The organism is Maribacter sp. HS, assembly GCF_048059195.1.
GTDB lineage: Bacteria > Bacteroidota > Bacteroidia > Flavobacteriales > Flavobacteriaceae > Maribacter > Maribacter dokdonensis.
The window spans coordinates 614,610-637,422 of sequence record NZ_JAYLVV010000002.1 but is presented as its reverse complement, the minus strand read 5'-3'; the positions used below and the strand labels follow the sequence as shown (position 1 = coordinate 637,422).

18 protein-coding genes and 2 tRNA genes are annotated in these 22,813 nt (G+C 35.3%); 7 read left to right on the top strand and 13 right to left on the bottom strand.

The features are described from left to right. Nucleotides 1-7 precede the first annotated feature (7 nt). Entirely contained in the window at nt 8-1,921 is a 1,914-nt protein-coding gene (locus VBZ51_RS02930; RefSeq protein ID WP_416576005.1) for an OmpA family protein, read from the top strand. A gap of 18 nt (nt 1,922-1,939) precedes the next feature. On the opposite strand, the gene VBZ51_RS02925 is transcribed toward VBZ51_RS02930, so the two are convergent. The 5 genes from VBZ51_RS02925 to mutS form a co-directional block, all read right to left on the bottom strand. Further along, entirely contained in the window at nt 1,940-3,190 is a 1,251-nt protein-coding gene (locus tag VBZ51_RS02925; RefSeq protein WP_071341291.1) for an NRAMP family divalent metal transporter, read from the bottom strand. A 35-nt stretch (nt 3,191-3,225) separates the two neighbouring features. Continuing rightward, complete coding sequence (locus tag VBZ51_RS02920) at nt 3,226-3,861, bottom strand: SanA/YdcF family protein (protein ID WP_416576004.1); 636 nt, start codon at nt 3,859-3,861, stop codon at nt 3,226-3,228. Nucleotides 3,862-3,962: 101 nt separating this feature from the next. Beyond that, nucleotides 3,963-4,049 (bottom strand) — tRNA-Leu (locus VBZ51_RS02915). 42 nt (nt 4,050-4,091) lie between these two features. Further along, nucleotides 4,092-4,164: transfer RNA gene (locus VBZ51_RS02910), tRNA-Gly, on the bottom strand. A gap of 95 nt (nt 4,165-4,259) precedes the next feature. Then, entirely contained in the window at nt 4,260-6,842 is a 2,583-nt protein-coding gene (gene mutS, locus VBZ51_RS02905; RefSeq protein ID WP_416576003.1) for a DNA mismatch repair protein MutS, read from the bottom strand. A gap of 165 nt (nt 6,843-7,007) precedes the next feature. Between mutS and VBZ51_RS02900 the strand changes: the two genes are divergently transcribed. Then, on the top strand, nt 7,008-7,538 hold the full coding sequence (locus tag VBZ51_RS02900) for an RNA methyltransferase (RefSeq protein WP_071341292.1): 531 nt from the start codon (nt 7,008-7,010) through the stop codon (nt 7,536-7,538). Nucleotides 7,539-7,650: 112 nt separating this feature from the next. Here the strand turns inward: VBZ51_RS02900 and folK are convergent, their stop codons facing one another. Beyond that, nucleotides 7,651-8,799: a 2-amino-4-hydroxy-6-hydroxymethyldihydropteridine diphosphokinase gene (gene folK / locus VBZ51_RS02895; protein WP_099189729.1), complete on the bottom strand. Its 1,149-nt coding sequence runs from the start codon at nt 8,797-8,799 to the stop codon at nt 7,651-7,653. A 72-nt stretch (nt 8,800-8,871) separates the two neighbouring features. On the opposite strand from folK, the gene sppA reads away from it, so the two are divergent. Genes sppA through VBZ51_RS02880 form a run of 3 tightly spaced genes read left to right on the top strand, consistent with a single transcriptional unit; the run spans nt 8,872 to nt 14,121 of the window. After that, nucleotides 8,872-10,632: a signal peptide peptidase SppA gene (gene sppA, locus VBZ51_RS02890; RefSeq protein WP_416576002.1), complete on the top strand. Its 1,761-nt coding sequence runs from the start codon at nt 8,872-8,874 to the stop codon at nt 10,630-10,632. Nucleotides 10,633-10,636: 4 nt separating this feature from the next. Next, nucleotides 10,637-11,353, top strand: a complete 717-nt coding sequence (locus tag VBZ51_RS02885) for a queuosine precursor transporter (RefSeq protein ID WP_074672073.1) — start codon at nt 10,637-10,639, stop codon at nt 11,351-11,353. 32 nt (nt 11,354-11,385) lie between these two features. Next, nucleotides 11,386-14,121, top strand: coding sequence for an AsmA-like C-terminal region-containing protein (locus VBZ51_RS02880; protein WP_416576001.1), 2,736 nt, complete (start codon nt 11,386-11,388; stop codon nt 14,119-14,121). Here the strand turns inward: VBZ51_RS02880 and VBZ51_RS02875 are convergent. Then, entirely contained in the window at nt 14,114-14,908 is a 795-nt protein-coding gene (locus VBZ51_RS02875; RefSeq protein ID WP_286812907.1) for a DUF2797 domain-containing protein, read from the bottom strand. The genes VBZ51_RS02880 and VBZ51_RS02875 overlap by 8 nt on opposite strands. 79 nt (nt 14,909-14,987) lie before the next feature. On the opposite strand from VBZ51_RS02875, the gene VBZ51_RS02870 reads away from it, so the two are divergent. Together VBZ51_RS02870 and VBZ51_RS02865 are read left to right on the top strand one after the other, a co-directional pair. After that, nucleotides 14,988-16,502 (top strand): GH3 auxin-responsive promoter family protein, encoded by a 1,515-nt coding sequence (locus tag VBZ51_RS02870; RefSeq protein WP_321826513.1) that lies wholly within the window; start codon nt 14,988-14,990, stop codon nt 16,500-16,502. Between the two features lie 253 nt (nt 16,503-16,755). After that, nucleotides 16,756-17,316 (top strand): hypothetical protein, encoded by a 561-nt coding sequence (locus VBZ51_RS02865; protein ID WP_416576000.1) that lies wholly within the window; start codon nt 16,756-16,758, stop codon nt 17,314-17,316. A 78-nt stretch (nt 17,317-17,394) separates the two neighbouring features. Here VBZ51_RS02865 and clpX read toward each other — a convergent pair whose 3' ends face one another. From clpX to VBZ51_RS02835, 6 genes are all read right to left on the bottom strand, one after another. Beyond that, on the bottom strand, nt 17,395-18,630 hold the full coding sequence (gene clpX, locus VBZ51_RS02860) for an ATP-dependent Clp protease ATP-binding subunit ClpX (protein ID WP_058103897.1): 1,236 nt from the start codon (nt 18,628-18,630) through the stop codon (nt 17,395-17,397). A gap of 87 nt (nt 18,631-18,717) precedes the next feature. Beyond that, complete coding sequence (gene clpP, locus VBZ51_RS02855) at nt 18,718-19,398, bottom strand: ATP-dependent Clp endopeptidase proteolytic subunit ClpP (RefSeq protein WP_058103896.1); 681 nt, start codon at nt 19,396-19,398, stop codon at nt 18,718-18,720. Nucleotides 19,399-19,485: 87 nt separating this feature from the next. After that, nucleotides 19,486-20,808 carry a trigger factor gene (gene tig, locus VBZ51_RS02850; RefSeq protein WP_305521666.1) on the bottom strand — a complete coding sequence of 441 codons (1,323 nt, stop codon included), beginning with the start codon at nt 20,806-20,808 and terminating at the stop codon, nt 19,486-19,488. A gap of 100 nt (nt 20,809-20,908) precedes the next feature. After that, nucleotides 20,909-21,256: a phage holin family protein gene (locus VBZ51_RS02845; RefSeq protein ID WP_074672087.1), complete on the bottom strand. Its 348-nt coding sequence runs from the start codon at nt 21,254-21,256 to the stop codon at nt 20,909-20,911. A 27-nt stretch (nt 21,257-21,283) separates the two neighbouring features. Further along, nucleotides 21,284-22,060 (bottom strand): alpha/beta fold hydrolase, encoded by a 777-nt coding sequence (locus tag VBZ51_RS02840; protein WP_416575999.1) that lies wholly within the window; start codon nt 22,058-22,060, stop codon nt 21,284-21,286. Then, nucleotides 22,057-22,770, bottom strand: a complete 714-nt coding sequence (locus VBZ51_RS02835) for a pyridoxine 5'-phosphate synthase (RefSeq protein WP_416575998.1) — start codon at nt 22,768-22,770, stop codon at nt 22,057-22,059. The genes VBZ51_RS02840 and VBZ51_RS02835 overlap by 4 nt, the downstream gene beginning before the upstream one ends. Nucleotides 22,771-22,813: the final 43 nt, after the last annotated feature.

Below are 22,813 nucleotides of genomic sequence, written 5' to 3'. Positions count from 1 at the left end.
AACTATAATGAAATTTAAATTTCTCATAACAATTCTGATTATTATACCGCTTTTGGGTTTTGCCCAAGACAAGAAGTCCAAGGCAGATAATCTTTTTTATGGATATCGCTACCAACAGGCAATTGCAGAGTATAAAAAGGAAATGGAAAAGAAACCATTGACTAACTATCAATTACTGAATTTAGCGGACTCATACTTTAGCACGGGTAAATATGATAATGCTTCAGAGCTATATTTAGAGGTCAATAAGAATGACACTATTATGTCTGTGAACAGGTTCAATAAAATGTTGCAAAGCCTTTCTAAAAATTCAGAACGAGATAGAGTGAAAACTTTTCTTAGGTCAAAAGCGGATAAATTATCTCCAGAACTTTTAGAAAACGCAGAGTTCAATTATAGCTTATTGGAAATTCCGGCAAGCAATGAAGATAAAACAATTCGCGATTTAGGGCTTAATAGTCCTCAGGGAGATTTCTCCCCAGCGTTTTATAAAAATGGAATATTATTCAGTAGTAGTAGATCTAGAAATTCTAAAAATGTATATGAGCCTACGGGCGAATCGTATTTGGATATTTATTTTGCTAGAATAAGTTCAACAAATACGCTTGTAGATGTAGAAACTTTTAAAGAAATACCGGCTACCGAGTTTCATAAATCAACACCTTATTACTCAACAAAATTGTCCACGTTCTTTTACATTCTTTCCAACACCGAAGATGGTGAATTAAGATATGATGAAAATGGGAAGAATGCTTTGGCCATTGGTACACTTTCAGAAAATGGTAGATTTAGATTTATCTTAAAGGATTTAAGTACTTCTTTTTATTATCCATTTTTTGATGATAATACTGAACGATTATATTTTGCGGCAAATTTTGATGATAGTTATGGTGGTACAGACCTATATTATGTGTACACCAATAACGGTCAAATAATGTCTGCTCCAATTAATTTGGGACCTAGAATAAATTCGCCCGGAAATGAAATAGCTCCATATATCTATGAAGGAAGCTTATATTTTTCTTCCGACATTTTTTATGGTCTAGGTGGTATGGATGTTTATAAATCTAATATCCTAGCTAATGAAACATATACCATTCCTGTAAATTTAGGTGAAGGTATCAATTCGGTATCCGATGATTTCGGCTTTATAATCCAGAAGGCTAAGGAGGGTAATGGATTGTCCGGTTTTTTCGCTTCAAATAGAAAAGGAGGAAAAGGTGGGGATGATCTTTATGGATTTATGCTCGATAAATCACCAGGATTAAAAACATTTGCACTTGGTGGCAAGGTGGTTAATCTAAGAAATAAAGCAGGTTTGGAAGGAGCACAGGTAAGACTGTTGAATCAAAATGGAGATATTTTAAAGGAAGTTGTGTCTAATTCGGACGGAAGTTTTAGAATCGAGGTGCCATGGATGTCTCAGGTCACCATACAGGCAATGAGTGACGGTTATTCTATTTTCTCCACTACCTACTCTGAAGAAGGGATGGAGGAAATTCAAAATTCCTCTTACAATATGGGGCTTGCCAAAATGGAAGATTTGGTAACGGAACGGGAAGAGAAAACAGTTATTAAATTGGATAAGTTTTATTTTGATAAAGGAAAGTCAACTTTGAATGCTCAAGTAGAGGGGCAATTGAAAAAAGTTATAGACGCAGTAGAACGCTTTCCGCAAATAAGATTAAGAATTCTTTCGTATACGGACAGTAGGGGTAGTAGTTCTTATAATAAAAGATTGTCACAAGACAGGGCCAATACCATTAAGCGGTATTTGTTGAACAATGGTTTGGGTTCACATAATATACTTGAGGCTACTGGGTATGGAGAAGAGAATATTGTAAACAATTGTACCAATGGCGCTTATTGTTTAGATTTTCTTCATAAACAAAATGAACGAACACTTTTTGTAGTAGAATAGGGAAAAAAACCTTGCCTACTATAAAATGATAATATAGAAATAGTAAAGCGCAAAGAGGGTGAGAAACAAGATACCTACATAGGTTAAAAATCTTAGCTGCTTATTGGGCCAAAATTTTGGGTCTAGATCACTACTGGTAACATTTTTTAAATTCATGTATCCTACTAATGGCGCTACAACGAAAGATACAAAAGTGGCCAAAGCAACTAAATTTCCCATGTTTGCACTAAACGCGGCAATGACAATAAAGTTGATGAAGGTCAAGATGAGTATTCCTGTGGTGTAAGCGTTTTTTGTGCTATACCATTTCTCTTTTGGTTTTAATAGGGAAATAATATCCAAACTTACCCTTGCCAATGCATCATGTGCCGTCATGCATGTGCTAAACATAGTGGCAAATGCTGAAATTGCTATAAATAGATAGGCCCAAGTGCCAATATGCTCAGTAAACAGGCGAACAACTTGATCCGCAAAGCTTATGGCATTATTACTGAGCTGGGTGTTGGTTCCATATAATGTATACCATCCTATGACCATAAAAAATACCGCAAGAATTGCCGTTATAATATAGCCTATATTAAATTCTTGTAAAGATTCTTTTAAACTTGGCTTTTCTTGATTTTTCCATTTTTCTATGCTCCACAAGCTAATCCAGCTAGAAGCTTCAACGGTCGTTGGCATCCACCCAATTAACCCTATTAAAAAAAGAATTCCTACTTCATTGAAAATAGGTAGTGGTTCAAAGTCCAATGCATGGTCAACCGGTCCTTTGACAATCACTAGTACGGTTGTAACCAATAGCGCAATGAACAATATGCTTATTACAAACTTTAAACTAATCTCCAAGAATTTATATTTTCCAAAAATCAAAAGGGCACTAATGATCAAGAAAAGCGATAAAGCTACAATAGCAATAGAACTATGTCCAATATTAAACAGGTTTATGAATAGCCCTGCAGTAACGGTGTACAATGCCGCTAAGATGGTAAAAGTGGTAACAAATGTTATGATGGCATAGAACCATAAATAACCTTTACCACGGTTTAGGTATCCTTCTATCAATGTTTTATTGGTGACGTTAGTGTACCTTACTCCAAATTCAAAAAATGGATACTTTAATACGTTGGCCAGTATAATAGGTATTATCATAAGCCAACCATATTGGGCACCGGCTTTAGTAGATAGTACCAAATGAGAGGTGCCAATGGCCATACTGGCAAATAAGATTCCTGGACCTAAATTTTTCAGTACTGTTTTAAAACTTGGCATTACTTATAAGATTGGTTGGTAAGATTAAAAGTAAGCTATTTTATTTCTATAGTAGTGCCATAGAATTTTGGTTGGGTATTTAAAAGCATATCGATAAATACCTTTACCCGTGCCAAATATTCCCTTAGCTGCACTTTTATGCCTTGACTGGTAGAAACATCTTGAGCGTTAAATCCAATAGCGTTGAGCCCCTTTTGTTTGGCTATATAAATAGCTCTCTCGTTATGGAATTTTTGCGAGATTACGGTAACATTGTTCAAACCAAAAATAAACTTTGCTCTAAACATTGAGTCTAAAGTCCTAAAACCTGCATAGTCCAAGAAAATTACCTGCTCAGGAATACCAGCCTTTATTAAATCTTTTTTAAAGGTATCTGGCTCATTATAGTAAATACTGCCATTATCACCACTAACAAGTATAAATTCTATTTTACCGGCATTGTATAATGCTTTGGTGGCATTTATGCGATAAGTGTAATACGGATTGGGAGAGCCATTGGTTAGTTTGTTTGAGGTTCCTAAAACTAAACCTACTCTGTTCTTGGGTGTTGATGAGATGTCGGTAAAGGTTTTTCCGTCAGCGGTTTTAGAAATTATGATATTACATGTAAAAATGACGAATACTAACAGTATGAAAAGTAATCCGAGTATTTTGAGAATTTTTTTTGGCATGTAAACTATTTCAATACTAAAGTTAGTAAATAACTTTCGACTTCAATTTGTAAAGTACATAAAATAAAAAACCCCTGAAATCAATTGATTTCAGGGGTTTGTGGTACTCGAGGCGGGACTTGAACCCGCACGCCCCAAAGAGCACAGGATTTTAAGTCCGGCGTGTCTACCAATTCCACCACTCGAGCATACTTGGTTTTTTAAAAATGTTGCTGAACAACATTTTGCAGAGCGAAAAACGGGATTCGAACCCGCGACCTCCACCTTGGCAAGGTGGCGCTCTACCAGCTGAGCTATTTTCGCAAGTTTATGAACGTGCATCTCTTAAAAGATGCGGGTGCAAATTTAATACAATTCTGTAAATTCCAAAGTAAAAAAGTGTAAAAGAATTAAATATTTTATGATGTCGCCTTTTTGTCCTTGGTTAACAGACGTTTAATCTCATTTAATTTCATTAATGCTTCTACGGGTGTGAGCGTATCTATGTCCAAATGGGTTATTTCATCCTTTATTTCTTCCAATAACGGATCGTCCAAATTGAAAAAACTAAGTTGCATTTCGTCAGAATCGTTTATAAGCTTATCCGTAACCTCACCACTTACATGTTTGTTTTCTAATTTTTTTAGAATCTTGTTGGCTTTTTGAATTACTTGTTGTGGCATACCGGCCATTTTAGCCACATGAATACCAAAACTATGTTCACTACCTCCGGGGATTAATTTTCTTAAGAAGAGAACGTTGTCTTTTAGTTCTTTGATGGCTACATTGAAATTTTTAATACGGCCAAAGGTATTGGTCATTTCGTTTAGCTCGTGATAATGGGTGGCGAACATTGTTTTTGCCCTTGCAGGGTGCTCATGTAAATATTCGGATATGGCCCAGGCAATAGAAATACCGTCATAGGTACTGGTACCACGACCTATTTCATCTAACAGTACCAAGCTACGCTCAGACAGGTTATTGAGAATAGAGGCGGTTTCGTTCATTTCGACCATAAAAGTAGATTCGCCCATTGAAATGTTGTCGCTGGCTCCTACACGGGTAAATATTTTATCAACGACGCCAATTTTAGCCGTTTCCGCAGGAACAAAACTTCCCATTTGTGCCAATAGTACTATTAATGCCGTTTGCCTTAATAATGCGGATTTACCACTCATATTGGGACCGGTGATCATTATGAACTGTTGATTGGATCTGTCTAACTGTAAATCGTTTGCAATGTACTGTTCTCCTAATGGTAATTGTTTTTCAATGACAGGGTGTCTTCCTTCGGTAATCTCTAAATCAGTAGAGTCATTCAAAGTAGGGCAATTATAGGCATTCTCTTTTGCCAATTGGGCAAATCCGCAAAGACAGTCTAACTGAGCAACCAGGTGTGCATTGTTCTGTACGGGGGTAATGTATTCTTGCATCCACACAACCAATTGAGAGAAAAGCTGCTGTTCCAAGGTTAGAATACGGTCTTCAGCTCCTAAAATTTTTGCTTCATATTCTTTTAGTTCTTCGGTAATGTAGCGTTCTGCATTGACCAAAGTTTGCTTACGTGTCCAATTTTCGGGAACCTTGTCCTTATGGGTATTTCTTACTTCTATGTAATATCCAAAAACATTGTTGGACGCTATTTTTAGGGATGTAATGCCGGTTGCAGCTGTTTCCCTTTCCAACATATTATTTAAATAGTTCTTTCCAGATGTGGCTAAACCTCTTAGTTCGTCTAGCTCTTCTGAAAATCCTTGGGCTATAGTGCTACCTTTTAAAATGTTTACAGGTGCCTCTTCGCTAAGCATTTCTTTGATTTTAGCCCTTAACAAGTCGCAGGATTGTATTTGATCCCCTGTAAGTGCCAAAGATTCGTTTTCAGATGAAGTAGCCAATTGTTTGATAGGTATTAAGGCTTCGAGCGAATTCTTTAATTGAACCACTTCTTTAGGGTTTACTTTTCCTGTAGCTACCTTAGAGATCAATCGCTCTATATCGCCCATCTGCTTAATATGGTGCTGAAATTTTTCTAATGTCACCTCATTTTGATGTAAGTAAGAAACAATTTCCTGTCGCCGGGTAATTTTTTGCAGGTTCTTAAGAGGTAGTGCAAGCCATCTTTTTATCATTCGCCCACCCATGGGTGATATCGTTTTGTCGATAACATCTAAAAGCGTCACCGCGTTTACATTGGTGGAATGATAGAGTTCAAGGTTCTTAATGGTAAACCTATCCATCCATATATAATCATCTTCAGCAATACGTTGTAATTTTGATATATGCTGTAATTGTCTGTGCTGTGTTTCTCCTAAATAGTGTAAAACAACTCCAGATGCTATAATCCCACAGGTTAGATGGTCAACGCCAAAACCTTTTAAGGTGTTGGTGTTAAAGTGTGAGGTAAGATTTTCCAAGGCATAATCTTCTTGGAAAACCCAATCTTCTAAATAAAAGAGATGGTGGTTTTTACCGAAAACATCTAAAAACTCTTTCTTATGGGCTTTTGATATCAATACCTCATTAGGTGAAAAATTTTGTAATAATTTATCAATTTGTTCTTCGCTGCCTTCAGAAGTTAAAAATTCACCTGTAGAAATATCAACGAATGAAATCCCTATTTTTTTCCTTCCAAAATGAATTGAACAAAGAAAATTATTGGTCTTTGAGTTTAAGATGTCATCGTTCATGGCTACCCCAGGTGTAACCAATTCCGTAACTCCTCTCTTTACAATGGTTTTGGTCTGTTTAGGGTCTTCTAATTGGTCGCAGATAGCAACGCGTTGCCCCGCTTTAACCAATTTGGGTAAATATGTGTTTAATGAATGGTGGGGAAATCCGGCCAATTCTGTTCGTTCTCCACCATTATTTCTATTGGTCAGTATAATACCAAGAATACGTGAAGCCTTCACTGCATCTTCACCAAAAGTTTCATAAAAATCACCTACTCTAAAAAGCAATAGGGCATCAGGATATTTGGTCTTGATGGTGTTATATTGCTTCATTAAAGGGGTTACCTTTTTTGTTTTTCTTTTTTCCGCCACTTTATCTTTATCTCATTAATTTTGCACCTTCACGAAAATATGGTTTTATCCCTGAAATTTTAATTATTGTTGATATTTGAGGATAAGTTTACGATCATATTGTGCTAATGAAATTGAATTGGGACTATGAGGAAATTACGAAATGATGAACTGGGTAGAATAGATGTTGAAGCATATAAAAGCGCAGGTAAATCACCAATTATAATTGTACTTGATAATATAAGAAGTTTAAATAATATTGGTTCGGTTTTTAGAACGGCCGATGCTTTTCTTGTTGAAAAAATATATTTATGCGGTATAACGGCTACTCCTCCTCATAAGGATATTCATAAAACTGCCCTAGGCGCAACCGATAGTGTAGATTGGGAATATGTTCCAGATACAATAGAATTGGTTGAAAGGCTTAAAAATGAAGGATGTCATGTAATTTCTGTAGAACAAGCAGAGAATGCAACTCAATTGAATGATTATGCTCCTGCAAAAGAAAAGAAGCAGGTCCTAGTTTTTGGAAACGAGGTTAAAGGTGTTGCTCAAAATGTGGTTACGGCAAGTAACGAAGTATTGGAAATACCTCAATTTGGGACTAAGCATTCCTTAAATATTTCGGTTAGTGTGGGTATCGTAGTTTGGGATTGCTGGAGTAAAATTAACGCATAAAAAAACCTGGTCGTAGACCAGGTTTTTTAGTATAGTTTGAGTTAGTTAGTTGCACGTATGCCTCCACAATAAAAGATTTTCTTTTCATTTACGCAAGAAATCCGGTAATTTATTATTGATATAAATTGGTCAGGGCGAAGTCTTCAATCTTGGTTAAAACCGTTTCATAATCATTGCTGCTACTTACGAAATCTAAGGCGCTAACGTCTATAATTAGTTGGTTTTCTTTAGGGTAGGTGCGTAAAAAGTCAAAATAGCCCCGGTTAATTTTTTCTAAATAGGTAAGTTCAATATTCTGTTCGTAGTCTCTTCCTCGTTGCTTAATTTGTTGTAATAGTCGTTCTGTAGTTTGATACAGGTAAACATAAATTTTAGGTTTTTTAACTTCTTTGTACATGAAGTTGAATACTTTTCTATATAGGTCAAACTCGTTTTGTTGTAGAGTGACCTTGGCAAATATTAGGGATTTATAAATGTCATAATCACTTACCATGAAACTTTTAAAAAGATCTAATTGATTGGTATCTTCTGTGAATTGCTGATAGCGGTCTGCTAAAAATGACATTTCTAATGGAAAAGCATATCTAGATTGGTCAATATAAAAATTAGGTAAAAAAGGGTTTTCGGCAAATCGTTCTAGAATTAATTTTGCATTGAAATCCTCAGCAATTTTTGTGGCCAAGGTTGTTTTTCCAGCACCAATATTACCTTCTATAGCTACATATTGTAAACTGGCAAAAAACGTATGTCTATTTTTAAAAAGCCTGGGAACTTGTTTGGTAATGGTACTTTTGTCTTTACATTCTTGTAATAAATTGCGGGTGTCTTTATTAAAGATAGGATGGTAAAACTGGGGTGAAATATCGGCAAGAGGTTTTAAAATAAATTTTCTCTCTTGCATTTTTGGGTGCGGTATTGTAAGCGTTTCGGTATTTATAACCTCTTTTTCATAATATATAATATCAATATCCAAAGTTCTACTCTCGTACGCGTCGCTGTTTTTTCTTTCCCTTCCAAAAGCTGTTTCAATGGATAATAACTTAACAAGTAGTTCTTCTGGTGTAAGTAAGGTCTGTAGTTCTAAACAGGCATTGAAAAAATCTTCGCCTTCAAAACCCCAAGAAGGGGTTTCATAGGTGGCAGATACTTGTCTTACCTCGCCCGCAACCTTGCCAATTTCAAAAATGGCCTTTTGTAATAATAATTGGCGGTTACCCAAATTACTTCCTATTGATAAAAGTGCTGTTTTGTATACTCCCATAATGTTAGAACAAAATAACTAAAACATATTCACATTAGTTATCTTTGTTAACTATTTAAAAGAAAGATTTAAATGAAGTTTTTAAGAAATTTTCTAGCATCTATTTTAGGTTCTCTATTTGCTTTTGGTATTTTGTTCGTAATGTTTTTAATATTTGTAAGTCTTGTAAGCAGTAGTGAAGATGCTGTTGCGGTAAAAGATAATTCTATTCTTGAGTTACAGTTACAAAGACCAATATCTGATTATACCGGTAGCAATGAGCTTGATCCGTTTGCTGGTATTTTTGAAGAATCACAAGGTTTAGATGAAATTATCCATGCTATTGAGGTGGCTAAAAATGATGACCGTATAAAAGGAATCAGTATCAATAACAACTTTATTATCGCCGGTTTGGCACAGACTCAGGCAATTAGACGTTCTTTAGAGGATTTCAAAGCGGAGGGTAAGTTTATATACGCATACGCAGATTTCTTTATGCAAAGAGATTATTATTTGGCCAGTGTCGCAGATTCTGTTTTTATAAACCCGGTAGGAGTATTAGATTTCAAAGGACTTTCTACTGAAGTGCTTTATTACAAAGAGCTTCAAGAAAAATCTGGCGTTAAGATGGAAGTTATACGCCATGGGAAATATAAAAGTGCGGTTGAGCCCTATTTGGAGAATAATATGAGTGAGGCAAATAGGAGTCAATTGACCGCTTTGTTGCAGTCACTTTGGAATTCAATGGTGACCGATATTTCAGAAACACGTTCTATTTCTGAATCTGACCTCAACGTTATAGCAGATACTTTAGGTGGTAGAACGCCTAACTTTGCAAAGTTATCCGGGTTGGTAGATGATGTAGTATTTTATGATCAATATGAAAATAAATTGGCAAATGCGCTGGAACTAAAGAAGGATGAAAAGATTAACTATAGTTCTTTAGATGATTATGTAAAGTATTCCAATAAAAAGACTTTAAAATCTGGCGATGATAAAATAGCCGTAGTTTTTGCGCAGGGAGAAATATTTTATGGTGAAGGTGGACCAAATATCATTGGTCAAGGTATAATTAATGAGGCCTTGATTAAAGCGCGTGAAGATGACAAGGTAAAGGCTATAGTGTTGCGTGTGAATTCACCTGGGGGTAGCGCTTTGACTTCCGATATTATTTGGCGAGAGGTGGAATTGGCTAAAAAAGTGAAACCGGTAATAGTTTCCATGGGTAATGTGGCAGCATCTGGAGGATATTATATTGCTGCGGGAGCCAATAAAATTTTCGCCGAACCTACTACAATAACAGGGTCTATTGGTGTATTTGGTACAGTGCCCAATTTAACTGAGTTGGCAGACAATGTTGGTATAAACGCAGAACAGGTTGGTACCAACAAAAATGCAGTAGAATATTCGCTATTTGAACCAATGCAAGAAAGTTTTAAAAATCAAGTTCAAGAAAGTATTGAGGAAACCTATGAAACATTTTTGCAAAGAGTGTCGCAAGGTAGAGGTATGACAATGGCACAGGTGGATAGTGTGGCACAAGGTAGGGTGTGGAGCGGTACCGAGGCTCTGGAAATTGGATTAGTAGATGAATTGGGTAATTTGGACGATGCTATATCTGCGGCGGCAGAAATGGCAGAAATAGATACTTACGGAGTTAAAAAATTTCCTAAATATAAAAGTGGCTTTGAACGTTTTATGGAAGATTTGGAAGGTGCAAGCGTAAAAATAAAAGAGAACCTTTTAAAAGATGAAATAGGGGAAGAGGCTTATCAAGTACTTAAGGAATTGCAATCTTTTAAAAAGCAAAGTGGGGTTCAGGCAAGAATGCCGTTTGCTTTAGATATTAAATAAGTATATGACCTTAAAGGATAGAAAATTAGCACACCGTATTTATCTGTATTTAGGGGCTTTGTTTATTACTTCCCTAGTAGTCTCCAACCTGATTTTTCAAAAATTTTTTTATTGGAATCCCTTCGGGGATTTCACTGTTTTTGGTGTGTCACTTTTTGAAATATCCGTGGGTATTTTGCCTTACCCGATTACATTTTTGATTACAGACCTCATATCTGAAATTTACGGTAGAAAAATGGCTAACCAAATTGTTACGGCAGGTATCTTTGCTTCATTCTTTTCCATGGGTATAATATTGGTAGCTGAGGTTGCCCCCGCTATACCATCGTCGCCTATAGATGATACTACATTTACACAAGTTTTTGCTTTATCGCCAATAGCGGTCTTGGCCTCTATGATCGCGTATTTGTTGGCGCAATATGTAGATGTTGCCATTTATCATTTTTGGAAAAAATTGACAAAAGGAAAGTATTTATGGTTGCGTAATAATTTTTCAACTTTCCTGTCACAATTTCTAGATACGTTTACCGTTGTGGCATTATTATGTGTGTTTAAAGTATTGCCTTGGAATCTTTTTTTCGGACTTGTAGTGAGCGGATTTATTTTTAAGATTTTTATAGCATTTATAGACACCCCTTTTCTCTATTTCTTCGTATATATAATGAGAAAACGTTTTAATCTAAAGCCAAATGAAGAATTGGATTTAGACGTATTAGAATAAGAACAGTAAACTAAACAGTATAAAATTATACTATGGGTAAGAAAATATTGAAGATTGTAGGTGTATTTCTATTGCTAATTTTAATTGTATTGATAGCGGCACCTTTTTTCTTAGAGGCTAAAATTGGAGACATTATTAAAAATAATGTGAATAATAATGTAAATGCAACTTTGGATTTTTCTGAGGCAAACTTAAGTTTGGTCAAAAGCTTTCCAAATGCAGAAGTGAATTTCAAAGATGTGGTGTTAATTAATAAGGCGCCATTTGAAGGTGACACCTTGTTCAAGGCAAACAATTTGGATTTGACCATGGGAATAATGCAGTTGTTTAAAAGTACTGGCGATGCTATTGCTATTAATGATATCAATTTAGAGGGGGCTCTGGTCAATATTGTAGTCGATAAAGAAGAGAATGCAAATTATGATATTGCCATTGCTTCTGAAACTACAACAACCGTAGAAGAACCTACTTCTACAGATGGTTTTTCTTTTGATCTACAGTCTTATGAAATCACCAATTCAAGAATTTATTATACCGATAAATCTACAGGTATAGCTTTTAAATTGGATGATTTTCAACATAATGGTACGGGAGACCTGTCATTGGCAACTTCTGAATTGGATACGCATACCAACGCTCTTATTTCTTTGGAAATGGATAGTGTTAATTACTTAAACAAGAATAAGATCAAGTTAGATGCACTTATTGGTATAGATTTAAATGAGAACAAGTATTCTTTTTTAAAGAATGAGGCCTTAATCAATCAATTACCATTGGTTTTTGATGGTTTTGTTAAGTTGAACGATACCAGCCAAGAAGTTGATTTAACTTTCAAAACTCCGTCATCCGATTTTAAAAATTTCTTAGCTGTAATACCGGAAATTTATTCTAAGAATATTGAAAATGTGACCACAACAGGTGATTTTGCTGTAAATGGTAATTTTAACGGAGTGGTGGATGAAACCCATATTCCAAAATTTCACATAGAACTTAAATCTGATAATGCATCTTTTAAATATCCAGATTTACCTAAAGCGGTTAAAAATGTGTTTTTTGATGTTCAGATAGATAATAAAACAGGAATTGTTGAAGACACTTACGTTAATATCAACAAGGCATCGTTCATGATAGATGAAGATAAGTTTAACCTTACTTCTAATATTACTGAGCTTATGGGTAATACAAAGGTTAAGGCACATATGGATGGAAATATGAACTTGGCCAATATCTCAAAAGCATATCCGGTACCAGCTGAATATAATCTAAAAGGCATGTTGAAGGCTGATATTACAACTGCTTTTGATATGGCTTCGGTAGAAAAAGAGCAATATGAGAAAACGAGTACTACAGGAGATTTGAGCTTAACAGATTTTGAATATAACTCAGACGAACTTGCAAATCCGGTAAAGTTTAAGGCGGCACGTTTAACCTTTAACCCTAAGACAGTTACCTTAAACAACCTGAATGGTACTACAGGTACAACGGATTTTGATGCAACAGGAACTATAAACAACCTTTTAGGTTTCATGTTCAATGATGAAAAGGTAGAAGGTAATTTCAACTTGAAGTCTAATACTTTTGCTTTAAGCGATTTTATGGTTGCCGAGACAGAGACAACATCTTCTACAGGTGAAAATGAATCAACTGGAGGAAATACGGTTGAAGAAGAAAAAATTAAAATCCCTTCATTCTTGGACGCTACAATCAATGCAGATGCTAAAAAAGTGATATATGATAATATCGTCTTAAGCGATGTAACCGGTGTTTTAAAAATTAAAGATGAAACGGCAACATTAAGTGATATGTCTGCCGGAATGTTTGGTGGGAAAATAGGGTTTAATGGCCAAGTGTCTACTAAAACGGAAACTCCTACTTTTAACATGAAGCTAGATCTAAATCAATTGGGTATTCAAGAAACTTTTGCTTCTGTAGATCTTTTTAAAGCAATAGCTCCCATAGCTCAAATGTTGAATGGAAAATTAACCTCGGATATTTCTTTATCAGGTAATTTGACAGATGATCTTTTGCCGAACCTACTGTCCCTGAGTGGCGATTTATTTGCCGATATCATGACAGAAGATGTAAATACTGAATCTGCGCCGGTATTAAACACTCTTGTTTCTAAATTGAATTTTATAGATGTAAATCAGTTGAATTTAAAAGATATTAAAACATCATTGTCCTTTAAAGATGGTGTAGTTGCGGTGAAGCCGTTTACATTGAATTATAAGGATATTGCTATTAATGTAGATGGTAACCATTCTTTTGATCAAAAATTGAATTATAAAGCATCTTTACAGGTACCGGCAAAGTACCTTGGGTCTGATGTTACCAAACTTATAGCTAAAATTGATGATGCTACTTTAACCGATCTAACTATTCCCGTTGTTGCTAGTATTGGCGGGGCGTATAACAGCCCAACTGTTACAACCGATCTAACATCAGGTGTAAAGGCGCTTACGAGTAAATTAATAGAGATTGAAAAGCAAAAGTTAATAAATAAAGGTACTGATAAGGCCAAAGATCTTATTGGTGGTCTAATTTCCGGAAATAAGGCTGCACAAGATTCTGTAAGCGGTGAAACGTCTTCGACCAAAACAAGCGCAAAAGATATTCTAGGCGGAATTTTAGCTACAAAAAAAGATACAGCAACAACCGTTAAGAAAGATTCTACCCCTGCTAAAATTGAGAAAGAAGCGGTGAAGGAAAAAGCTAAGGATATTTTAGGAGGCCTATTCGGAAATAAGAAAAAAGATAGTACTAACTAATGGTTAAGCCAACATAATAACCCTCGCTACCCCTAACGTTGAATACAGTATTATCTTCAAAAATTAAATACTGACCTTTTATACCTTTTAATTTGCCTTCAAAGGTAGGGGTTTTAGTAAGGTTAAGGCTTTTAACTTTTGTTGGGTATTGCAACACAGGAAATTCTAATTCAGTCTCTTTGTTGGTTTCTAGGTAATACGGCAATGCTTCCTCTGGTATGTATTGTTTGAGTTTTTCTCGCCATTCTTGTAGATTTTCGTCCACGACATTATTGGTAAGCATGGTTCGCCAGTTTGTTTTGTCTCCAACATGGTCTTTTAGGGCAACTTCGGTAATTCCTGCCAAATAACGATTAGGTACCTCTACGATTTCAATAGCTTCGTGCGCACCTTGGTCGATCCATCTGGTAGGTACTTGTGCTTTTCTGGTGACACCAACCTTAACATTGCTAGAATTGGCTAAATAAACAATGTGAGGCTGTAGTTGTACCTTTTTCTCATAAGCTAGATCTCTATCTTCTTGATCTAAATGGGCTTTGCTCAGCTCTGGTCGCATGATCCAGTCGCCTGCAGATGGTATTTCAAAAAAACATGTTCTACAAAAGCCTTGTCTATATATAGGTCTGTCGTTACCGCAGTTAAGGCATTGGTGTTTTATAAATTCTATTTTCAGCGATTTGTCAAGTACTTGGTTCACGTTTAGGAAATCGGACTCAAAAAGCATATAATATTGAATTGGACTTCCTATTTCGGTCTGCATTTTTCTTAGTACTCCTTCGTATTGCATGTTAATTTAGCTTATTGATTTGTCAATTTGAAAATGATAATTAGATACGCTACTTTTAGCAAGACAAAGATACCTATAAATGCCAATTACCCTATTTAATTCTATTGCCTCTTGGTTGCTTAAAAAGCGATTTCACCAGATTGAACTCTTTTTAAAATATCCCGAAGAAGTCCAAGAAGAAGTTTTGTTGCAATTGTTGGAATTTGCAGAAGATACCGAGGTGGGTAGAACCTATGATTTTGAATCTATTGAATCTTATAATCAGTTTAAAGAAAGATTGCCTATTGTTTCTTACGAGGAAGTTCAGCCTATAATTGAACGTACCCGGAGAGGGGAACAGAATTTGTTTTGGCCAACCAAAGTTAAATTGTTTGCCAAAAGTAGTGGAACAACCAATGCTAAAAGTAAGTTTATACCGGTGAGCGCAGAGGCTTTGGAAGATTGTCACTATAAATCCAGTAAAGATCTTTTATGCCTTTATTTAAACAACAATGAAAATTCACAACTGTTCACTGGTAAAAGCCTTCGTTTAGGTGGTAGTAAAGAGTTATACGAGGATAATGGTTCTTTGTTTGGGGATTTATCTGCCATACTAATAGATAACATGCCCTTATGGGCCGAGTATAGCAGTACGCCTAGTAACAAGGTGTCGTTAATGAGCGATTGGGAAAGTAAGCTTTTGGCCATTATTCATGAAAGTGTTCATGAAAACGTAACTAGTTTGGCCGGTGTGCCATCATGGATGTTAGTGCTTATGAATAAAGTGCTAGAGGAAACAGGTAAGGAAAATTTATTTCAGGTGTGGGAAAATCTTGAGGTTTATTTTCACGGTGGTGTAAATTTTAACCCATACAAAGAGCAATACAAAAAGATACTTCCTAAAAGCAATTTTAGATATTACGAAATTTATAATGCCTCTGAAGGTTTTTTTGCCATTCAGGATAGAAATGGTGCAGACGATTTACTGCTGATGTTAGATTACGGTATTTTTTATGAGTTTATACCTATGAACATATATGGCGAATTAAATGAAGAAGCTATACCGTTATGGGATATTGAACTTGGTAAAAACTATGCCATTGTTATAACGACCAATTCTGGTCTGTGGCGATATAAAATAGGGGATACGGTACGTTTTACTTCAAAAAGCCCGTATCGTATTAAAGTTACCGGTAGAACAAAACATCATATTAATGTATTTGGCGAAGAGCTTATAATTGAAAATGCCGAAGAAGCTTTAAAAATAGCATGTGCAAAAACCGGCGCAGAAATAATGGACTACACCGCCGGACCGGTTTTTATGGTCAATAAAGAAAAAGGTGCACATGAGTGGATCATGGAATTTAGAAAACTACCTGAAAATTTTAAAGCGTTTGTTGAGATTTTTGATAATGCATTAAAATCTCTTAATTCTGATTATGAAGCAAAGAGACTTCATAATATTACTTTGAATGCTCCCATAATTCATGAAGCCAGAAAAAATCTTTTTTATGATTGGTTGAAGAAAAATGACAAACTTGGCGGGCAGCATAAGATACCCAGATTGTCTAATAAAAGGGATTATTTAGATGAGCTTTTACTCATGAACAAGTAATTTGCTCTATACACACTAAATATTAGTCCAATCACAACAAAATTTTATTTTTTGGCAACACTTGCTCTAAATTAGCTGATGTTAATGTAAACTTTGTTTTCAGTTAAACGTTGATGTTTCATTTTTTTTATAAATCTTAAAATTAGGAACTACATCGATAATATTAACCTGTAGACAATTAAATAGGGATTGGTAGGATAATTAATACAACTTGCTGAAGCAAAACTTAACCAATACTATAAATACTATTATTATGGCAGAAAAATTAGTGATCGTTTCAGATATGTGGGGCGCTAAAAAAGGATTGTGGATTACGTCTTATTTAGGGTATCTACAACAGTATTTTGATATTACTTTTTATGATAGCCAACAATTGGCAAATTTGGATATTTTGATCCAAACAGAAGAAAATGTACATAATGCCTTTATTGAAGGTGGTACGGACACTGCTGTGTCTCATTTGTTAAAGAAAGAAACGAAGCCTTGCTACTATTTAGCTTTTAGTACAGGTGCTACCATAGTTTGGGAAGCTGCAAAAAAAGGTTTGCCTGTTAAATCTTTATATGGTGTATCTCCAACTAGAATCAGAAAAATGAACGATAGGCCTAATATTCCTTTTCAGTTGGTATACGGTACCAATGACGAGTTTAGACCTAGCGAAGAATGGGGTGATAAACTAGGTGTTGAAATGGAAGTATTGCCAGGTTATGGGCATACACTTTATACCGATGAGAAAATCATTAAAAAAGTCTGTATGGACTTATTGCAAGAGGTAACACAGATTGCGCCACAGGTTAAAAAAAAGGTGGTGTAATTATCTTATAAAAGAATATAATGCATAAAAAAAGCGAAGATGAAAATCTTCGCTTTTTTGTTTTGTATACATTGGTATTTATGAAACGGCCTTTAATTTTTTAATGGTATCATGAGATAACATTTCTTCGGCATATGGTTTTGTTACCTTAAAGTTGGTTTCACCCGAACTAGGCATTTCAAACATCGCATCGGTGAAAATAGCTTCGCATAAAGAACGCAAGCCTCTAGCTCCAAGCTTATATTCAATAGCTTTTTCTACAATGTAGTCCAATGCTTGGTCGGTAATGCTAAAAGTAATATCATCCATAGCAAACAGTTTTTCATACTGTTTAATGATTGCATTTTTTGGCTCGGTTAAAATTGCTCTTAACGTTTTCTTGTCTAACGGATTCATATGTGTAAGAACCGGTAGTCTACCAATTATTTCAGGAATAAGTCCAAAATCCTTTAAATCTTTAGGGATGATATATTGTAACAAATTGTCATCGTCTAAAGTACTGTCGGATTTTGATGCGCTGTACCCAACGGCTTGCATGTTTAACCTTTTGGTAATGGCGCGTTCTATACCATCAAAAGCTCCACCGGCAATGAATAGAATATTCTCGGTATTGACTTCAATAAACTTTTGGTCAGGGTGTTTTCTTCCTCCCTTAGGCGGAACATTAACCGTTGTGCCTTCTAAAAGTTTTAATAAACCTTGTTGAACACCTTCACCAGATACATCTCTTGTTATGGAAGGGTTGTCGCTTTTACGTGCAATTTTATCAATCTCATCTATAAAAACAATACCTCTTTCCGCTTTCTCTAGGTTGTAATCCGCTGCCTGTAAAAGACGGGTTAAAATGCTTTCTACATCTTCACCAACATAACCAGCTTCGGTTAATACGGTAGCATCAACTATAGCTAACGGTACATTAAGTAATTTGGCAATTGTCTTTGCCATTAAGGTCTTACCTGTACCGGTCTGACCAACCATAACAATATTACTTTTTTGTATCTCTACATCATCTTCTTTTGAGGAAGGTTGTAATAATCTTTTGTAATGATTGTATACTGCAACAGACATTACCTTTTTGGTACGTTCTTGACCAATTATAAAAGTGTCAAGAAACTCTTTGATCTCTTGTGGTTTTTTTAAAACAAGTTCAGAAGAAAGATCGTTGGTCTTCGTTTGTTTTGATTCTTCTGCTACAATACCATGTGCTTGCTCAATACAACGGTCGCAAATATGTGCGTCAAGACCAGCAATCAACAAGTTTGTCTCTGGTTTTTTTCTGCCGCAAAATGAACACTCTAAATTTTCCTTTGCCATTATCTATCTTCTCAATTCTATACCTAAACGATTTAAAATCGTTTTTGGTTTAAAAATCATCTATTTATTTGAATAAGTTAGTCGAAATTATTTCTTCTCCCTTACCAAAATTTCATCTATCATACCGTATTTTAGAGCTTCATCTGCCTTCATCCAGTAATCACGATCACTATCTTCACGTACTTTTTCGATATCTGTACCAGAGTGTTCAGCAATGATCTGGTAAAGCTCATCTTTTAATTTTAAGATTTCTCTAGCCGTAATTTCAATATCACTGGCTTGACCTTGTGCACCACCTAAAGGTTGGTGGATCATAACACGTGAATGCTGTAAACCACTACGTTTTCCTTTTTCTCCTGCACATAATAATACGGCACCCATTGATGCTGCCATACCTGTACATATTGTTGCTACATCTGGAGAGATAAACTGCATGGTATCATAGATACCTAAACCTGCATAAACACTGCCTCCAGGTGAGTTAATGTAAATTTGAATATCCTTCTTGGCATCTACACTGGCCAAAAACAATAATTGTGCTTGTATAATGTTGGCAACCTGATCATTGATACCGGTTCCCATAAAAATGATGCGGTCCATCATTAAACGCGAATAAACGTCCATTGCTACAATATTCATAGAACGTTCTTCAATAATGTTCGGCGTCATGTTCGTTGGGTACATGCTGCTCATTATAGAATCGTAATATGTGCTACTGATTCCTTGGTCGTTTATAGCGAAATTCTTGAATTCTTTTCCGTAATCCATAAATTGTATGTCTATATTTTTGAGTAAAAAAAGGTGCCGAAAATTATATTTCCGGCACCGTAAAGATACTTAATTTATTGTTTGGAATTATCCGTAAACTTCTTTCACGAAATTTTCATAGGTAACCTCCTTAGTCTTAAGGTTTGCCTTTTCTTTGTAAAGATTCAATAATTTTTGACTCATCAATTGTTCAGACAGTCTTTTTACTTCATCTTGGTTACCTAAAACACGAGCAGCTATAGAATCTAACTCCTCTTCTTTTGGATCTAATTGACCAAATTGTGCCATTTGAGAACGAATAAATCCTTTAGAGAATTCTTTCAATTCGTCAAACTGAACTTGTAACTCATTATCGCGAATTATTTTACCTTCAATTAGTTGGTAACGCAATCCTTTTTCTGATTTTGCATACTCTTCAGCTGCTTGCTCTTCAGATAATGGTTCTTCACCGGTCATTTGAATCCACTTGGTCAAGAAACCTGTAGGTAGTTCAAATTTGGTGTTTTCTATAAAGTATTCAGTAACATCGTTCAATAACTTTTGATCTGCCTGTTGCTCAAATTGTTTTTCTGAATCTTCCTTAATACGTTCTTTTAATTCCTCTTCAGATTTTACGCTATCAGGACCAAAAAGCTTATCGAAAAGCTCTTGGTTCAATTCTGCAGCTTCTCTTTCGTTAATTTCCGATATAGTAAAGGTAACTTCGGTATCCAATGCTTCGGCTTTTTGCTTGTCAATACCTAAAGCGCTAGATAGCATATGATCTTCTTTAAATAGACCTTTGGTTTTTAGTGTAACAACATCGCCTACTTTTTTACCTTTTAAAGCATCTAAAGCTTTTTTGCTTTTCAATTTGTCCGTTTCGATCATTGTTTTGCTATCGATCTCTTCAGCTTCATTGAAAAAAGTACCACTTACTTCATCGTTTTTGCTAACCTCATCTTTACTGACTAGTTTACCATATTGTTTTTGAATACGCTCAACTTGCTCGTTGACCATTTTATCGTCAGCTACAATTTTGTATTGGGTTATTGCTTTTTTGGTCTTCAAGGAAACCTCAAAATCAGGTGCAAGCCCTAATTCAAACTCAAACGCCAATTCATCTTGGTCCCAGTCAAAATTGTCTTGTTGTTTTGGTAATGGGTTACCAAGAACATCTAATTTTTCTTCTGTAAGATATTTGTTAAGATTGTCTTGTAATAATTTGTTGACCTCATCTACCAATACAGCTTTACCATATTGCTTCTTTATAAGCCCCATAGGAACTTGGCCTTTTCTAAAACCAGGAATATTAGCTTGCTTCTTATAATCCTTTAAAATGGTGTCTACCTTATCTTGGTAATCTTCTTTTGTGATAGCAACTTTAACTACTGCATTTAAATCGTCTATCTGCTCTTTCGTAATATTCATTCCTTAATATCTATTTGCATGTGTAAAATGGGATGCAAAAATACTACATTTTGCAAAGTCAACCAATTTTTTAAAGTATTGAATTTCAAATCACAAGCAACTATGACTTGTCTTCTTTTAACAACGAAAAAAAGATTGATTGTAAAAATGATAGCAAGAGGCTAAAAATCAATGCCCACCAAATGTTTCCGACAGCAAAACCGTCAATGAGGTTATCTGCCAAAAGAATGATCAAAGCGTTTATGATCAGCAAAAAAAGACCAAAAGTTATTACCGTTACCGGTAATGTTAGGATTACCAATATAGGTTTTACCAGTAAATTCAGTATACTGAGTACAACGGCAACTATGACCGCGGTCATAAAACTATCTACGGATACATTAGGTAATACATTTGCTAAGATGATAACAGCAATTGCACTTAAAAGGATTCTCAAAATTAGTTTCATAGGAGTATATTTTATAGGGTTAAAAGTTTAGCCTTGGTCAAAGAAGTTCATTGATTTTTCAAAGAACTGTTCTGGGTTTTCCGCATGTAGCCAATGCCCAGCATTATCGATACTTTCAACAGTAGCTTTTGGAAAGTGTCTTTGTATGGTTTCAAAATCATTTTTAGTGACATATTCGGACTTGTCTCCTCTTAGAAATAAAGTGGGTCCGTCAAAGCTGTCCGTACTGTTGATATTGTCCCCAATATCTTCCATTTTTTTACTTAAAACCTCTAGATTAAATTTAAAGCGTAGTTTTTTATTTTCATCCCTTTCAAGATTTTTTAATAAAAACTGACGAATACCAGGGTTTGCTAAATGCTTTTTTAATTGCTCATCGGCATCTTTTCTGGATTTTAAATGGGTAGTATCAATGGCATTTAGGCCGTTAATGATATCTTGATGATGTGGCGGATAGTATTTTGGTGCTATATCGGCAATTAATAATTGGCTAATATGCTCAGGATAGGTGCAGGCAAATTGCATGGCGGTCTTACCACCCATTGAATGTCCAATTAAAGCAGTGGTTTCAATTGAATACGCATCTAAATAATTTAAAAAATCGTTGGCTAAAATGTCATAGTTGAAATCTGGTGAATGAAAGCTTTTGCCGTGATTTCTTTGGTCTATTAGGTGTACGCAGAACCCGTTTTCTGCATATTGTGCTCCTAATGTTTTCCAATTATCTAGCATGCCCAGGAAACCGTGTAAAATACATAGGGGTTTGCCTTCGCCTAAAATTACCGAATGTAATATCTGTTTCATTTTAATCTTTGTAAATACATGTTTACTACATTGTCCAGCCCTAAATAAAGTGCTTCACTAATTAGCGCATGGCCAATGGATACTTCTAGTAAGTTTGGAATATTTTTTGCAAAATATTCAATATTGTCCAAGCTTAGGTCATGACCTGCATTGATGCCCAAACCTAGTTCATTTGCTTTTTTTGCAGATTCTACAAAAGGTAGTATGGCCTTCTCTTTATTTTTTTCATAATCGACAGCATAGCTTTCCGTGTAAAGTTCTATTCGGTCGGTACCAACAACTTTTGCTCCTTCTATCATCTTTGGGTCCGGATCTACGAAAATAGATGTTCTGATTCCGGCAGATTTGAACGTTTTTATAACATCGGTTAAAAATTCTTTATGTTTTATGGTATCCCAACCTGCATTAGAGGTGATTGCATCAACGGAGTCCGGTACTAACGTCACTTGTTCTGGCTTTACTTCTAGTACCAAATCAATAAATTTTGATATTGGGTTGCCTTCTATGTTGAATTCTGTTTGTACCGTTTTTTTTAGATCTCTGGCATCTTGATATCTAATATGCCTTTCATCTGGTCTTGGGTGTATAGTTATACCTTGGGCACCAAAACTTTCTATGTCTGTAGCTACCTTGAGTAAATTTGGAACATTACCGCCACGGGCATTTCTAAGAGTTGCAATTTTGTTAACGTTAACGCTAAGTTTTGTCATTGTGTCTTATTTACCTTTTAAGAGCATCAAAAATACAAATAAG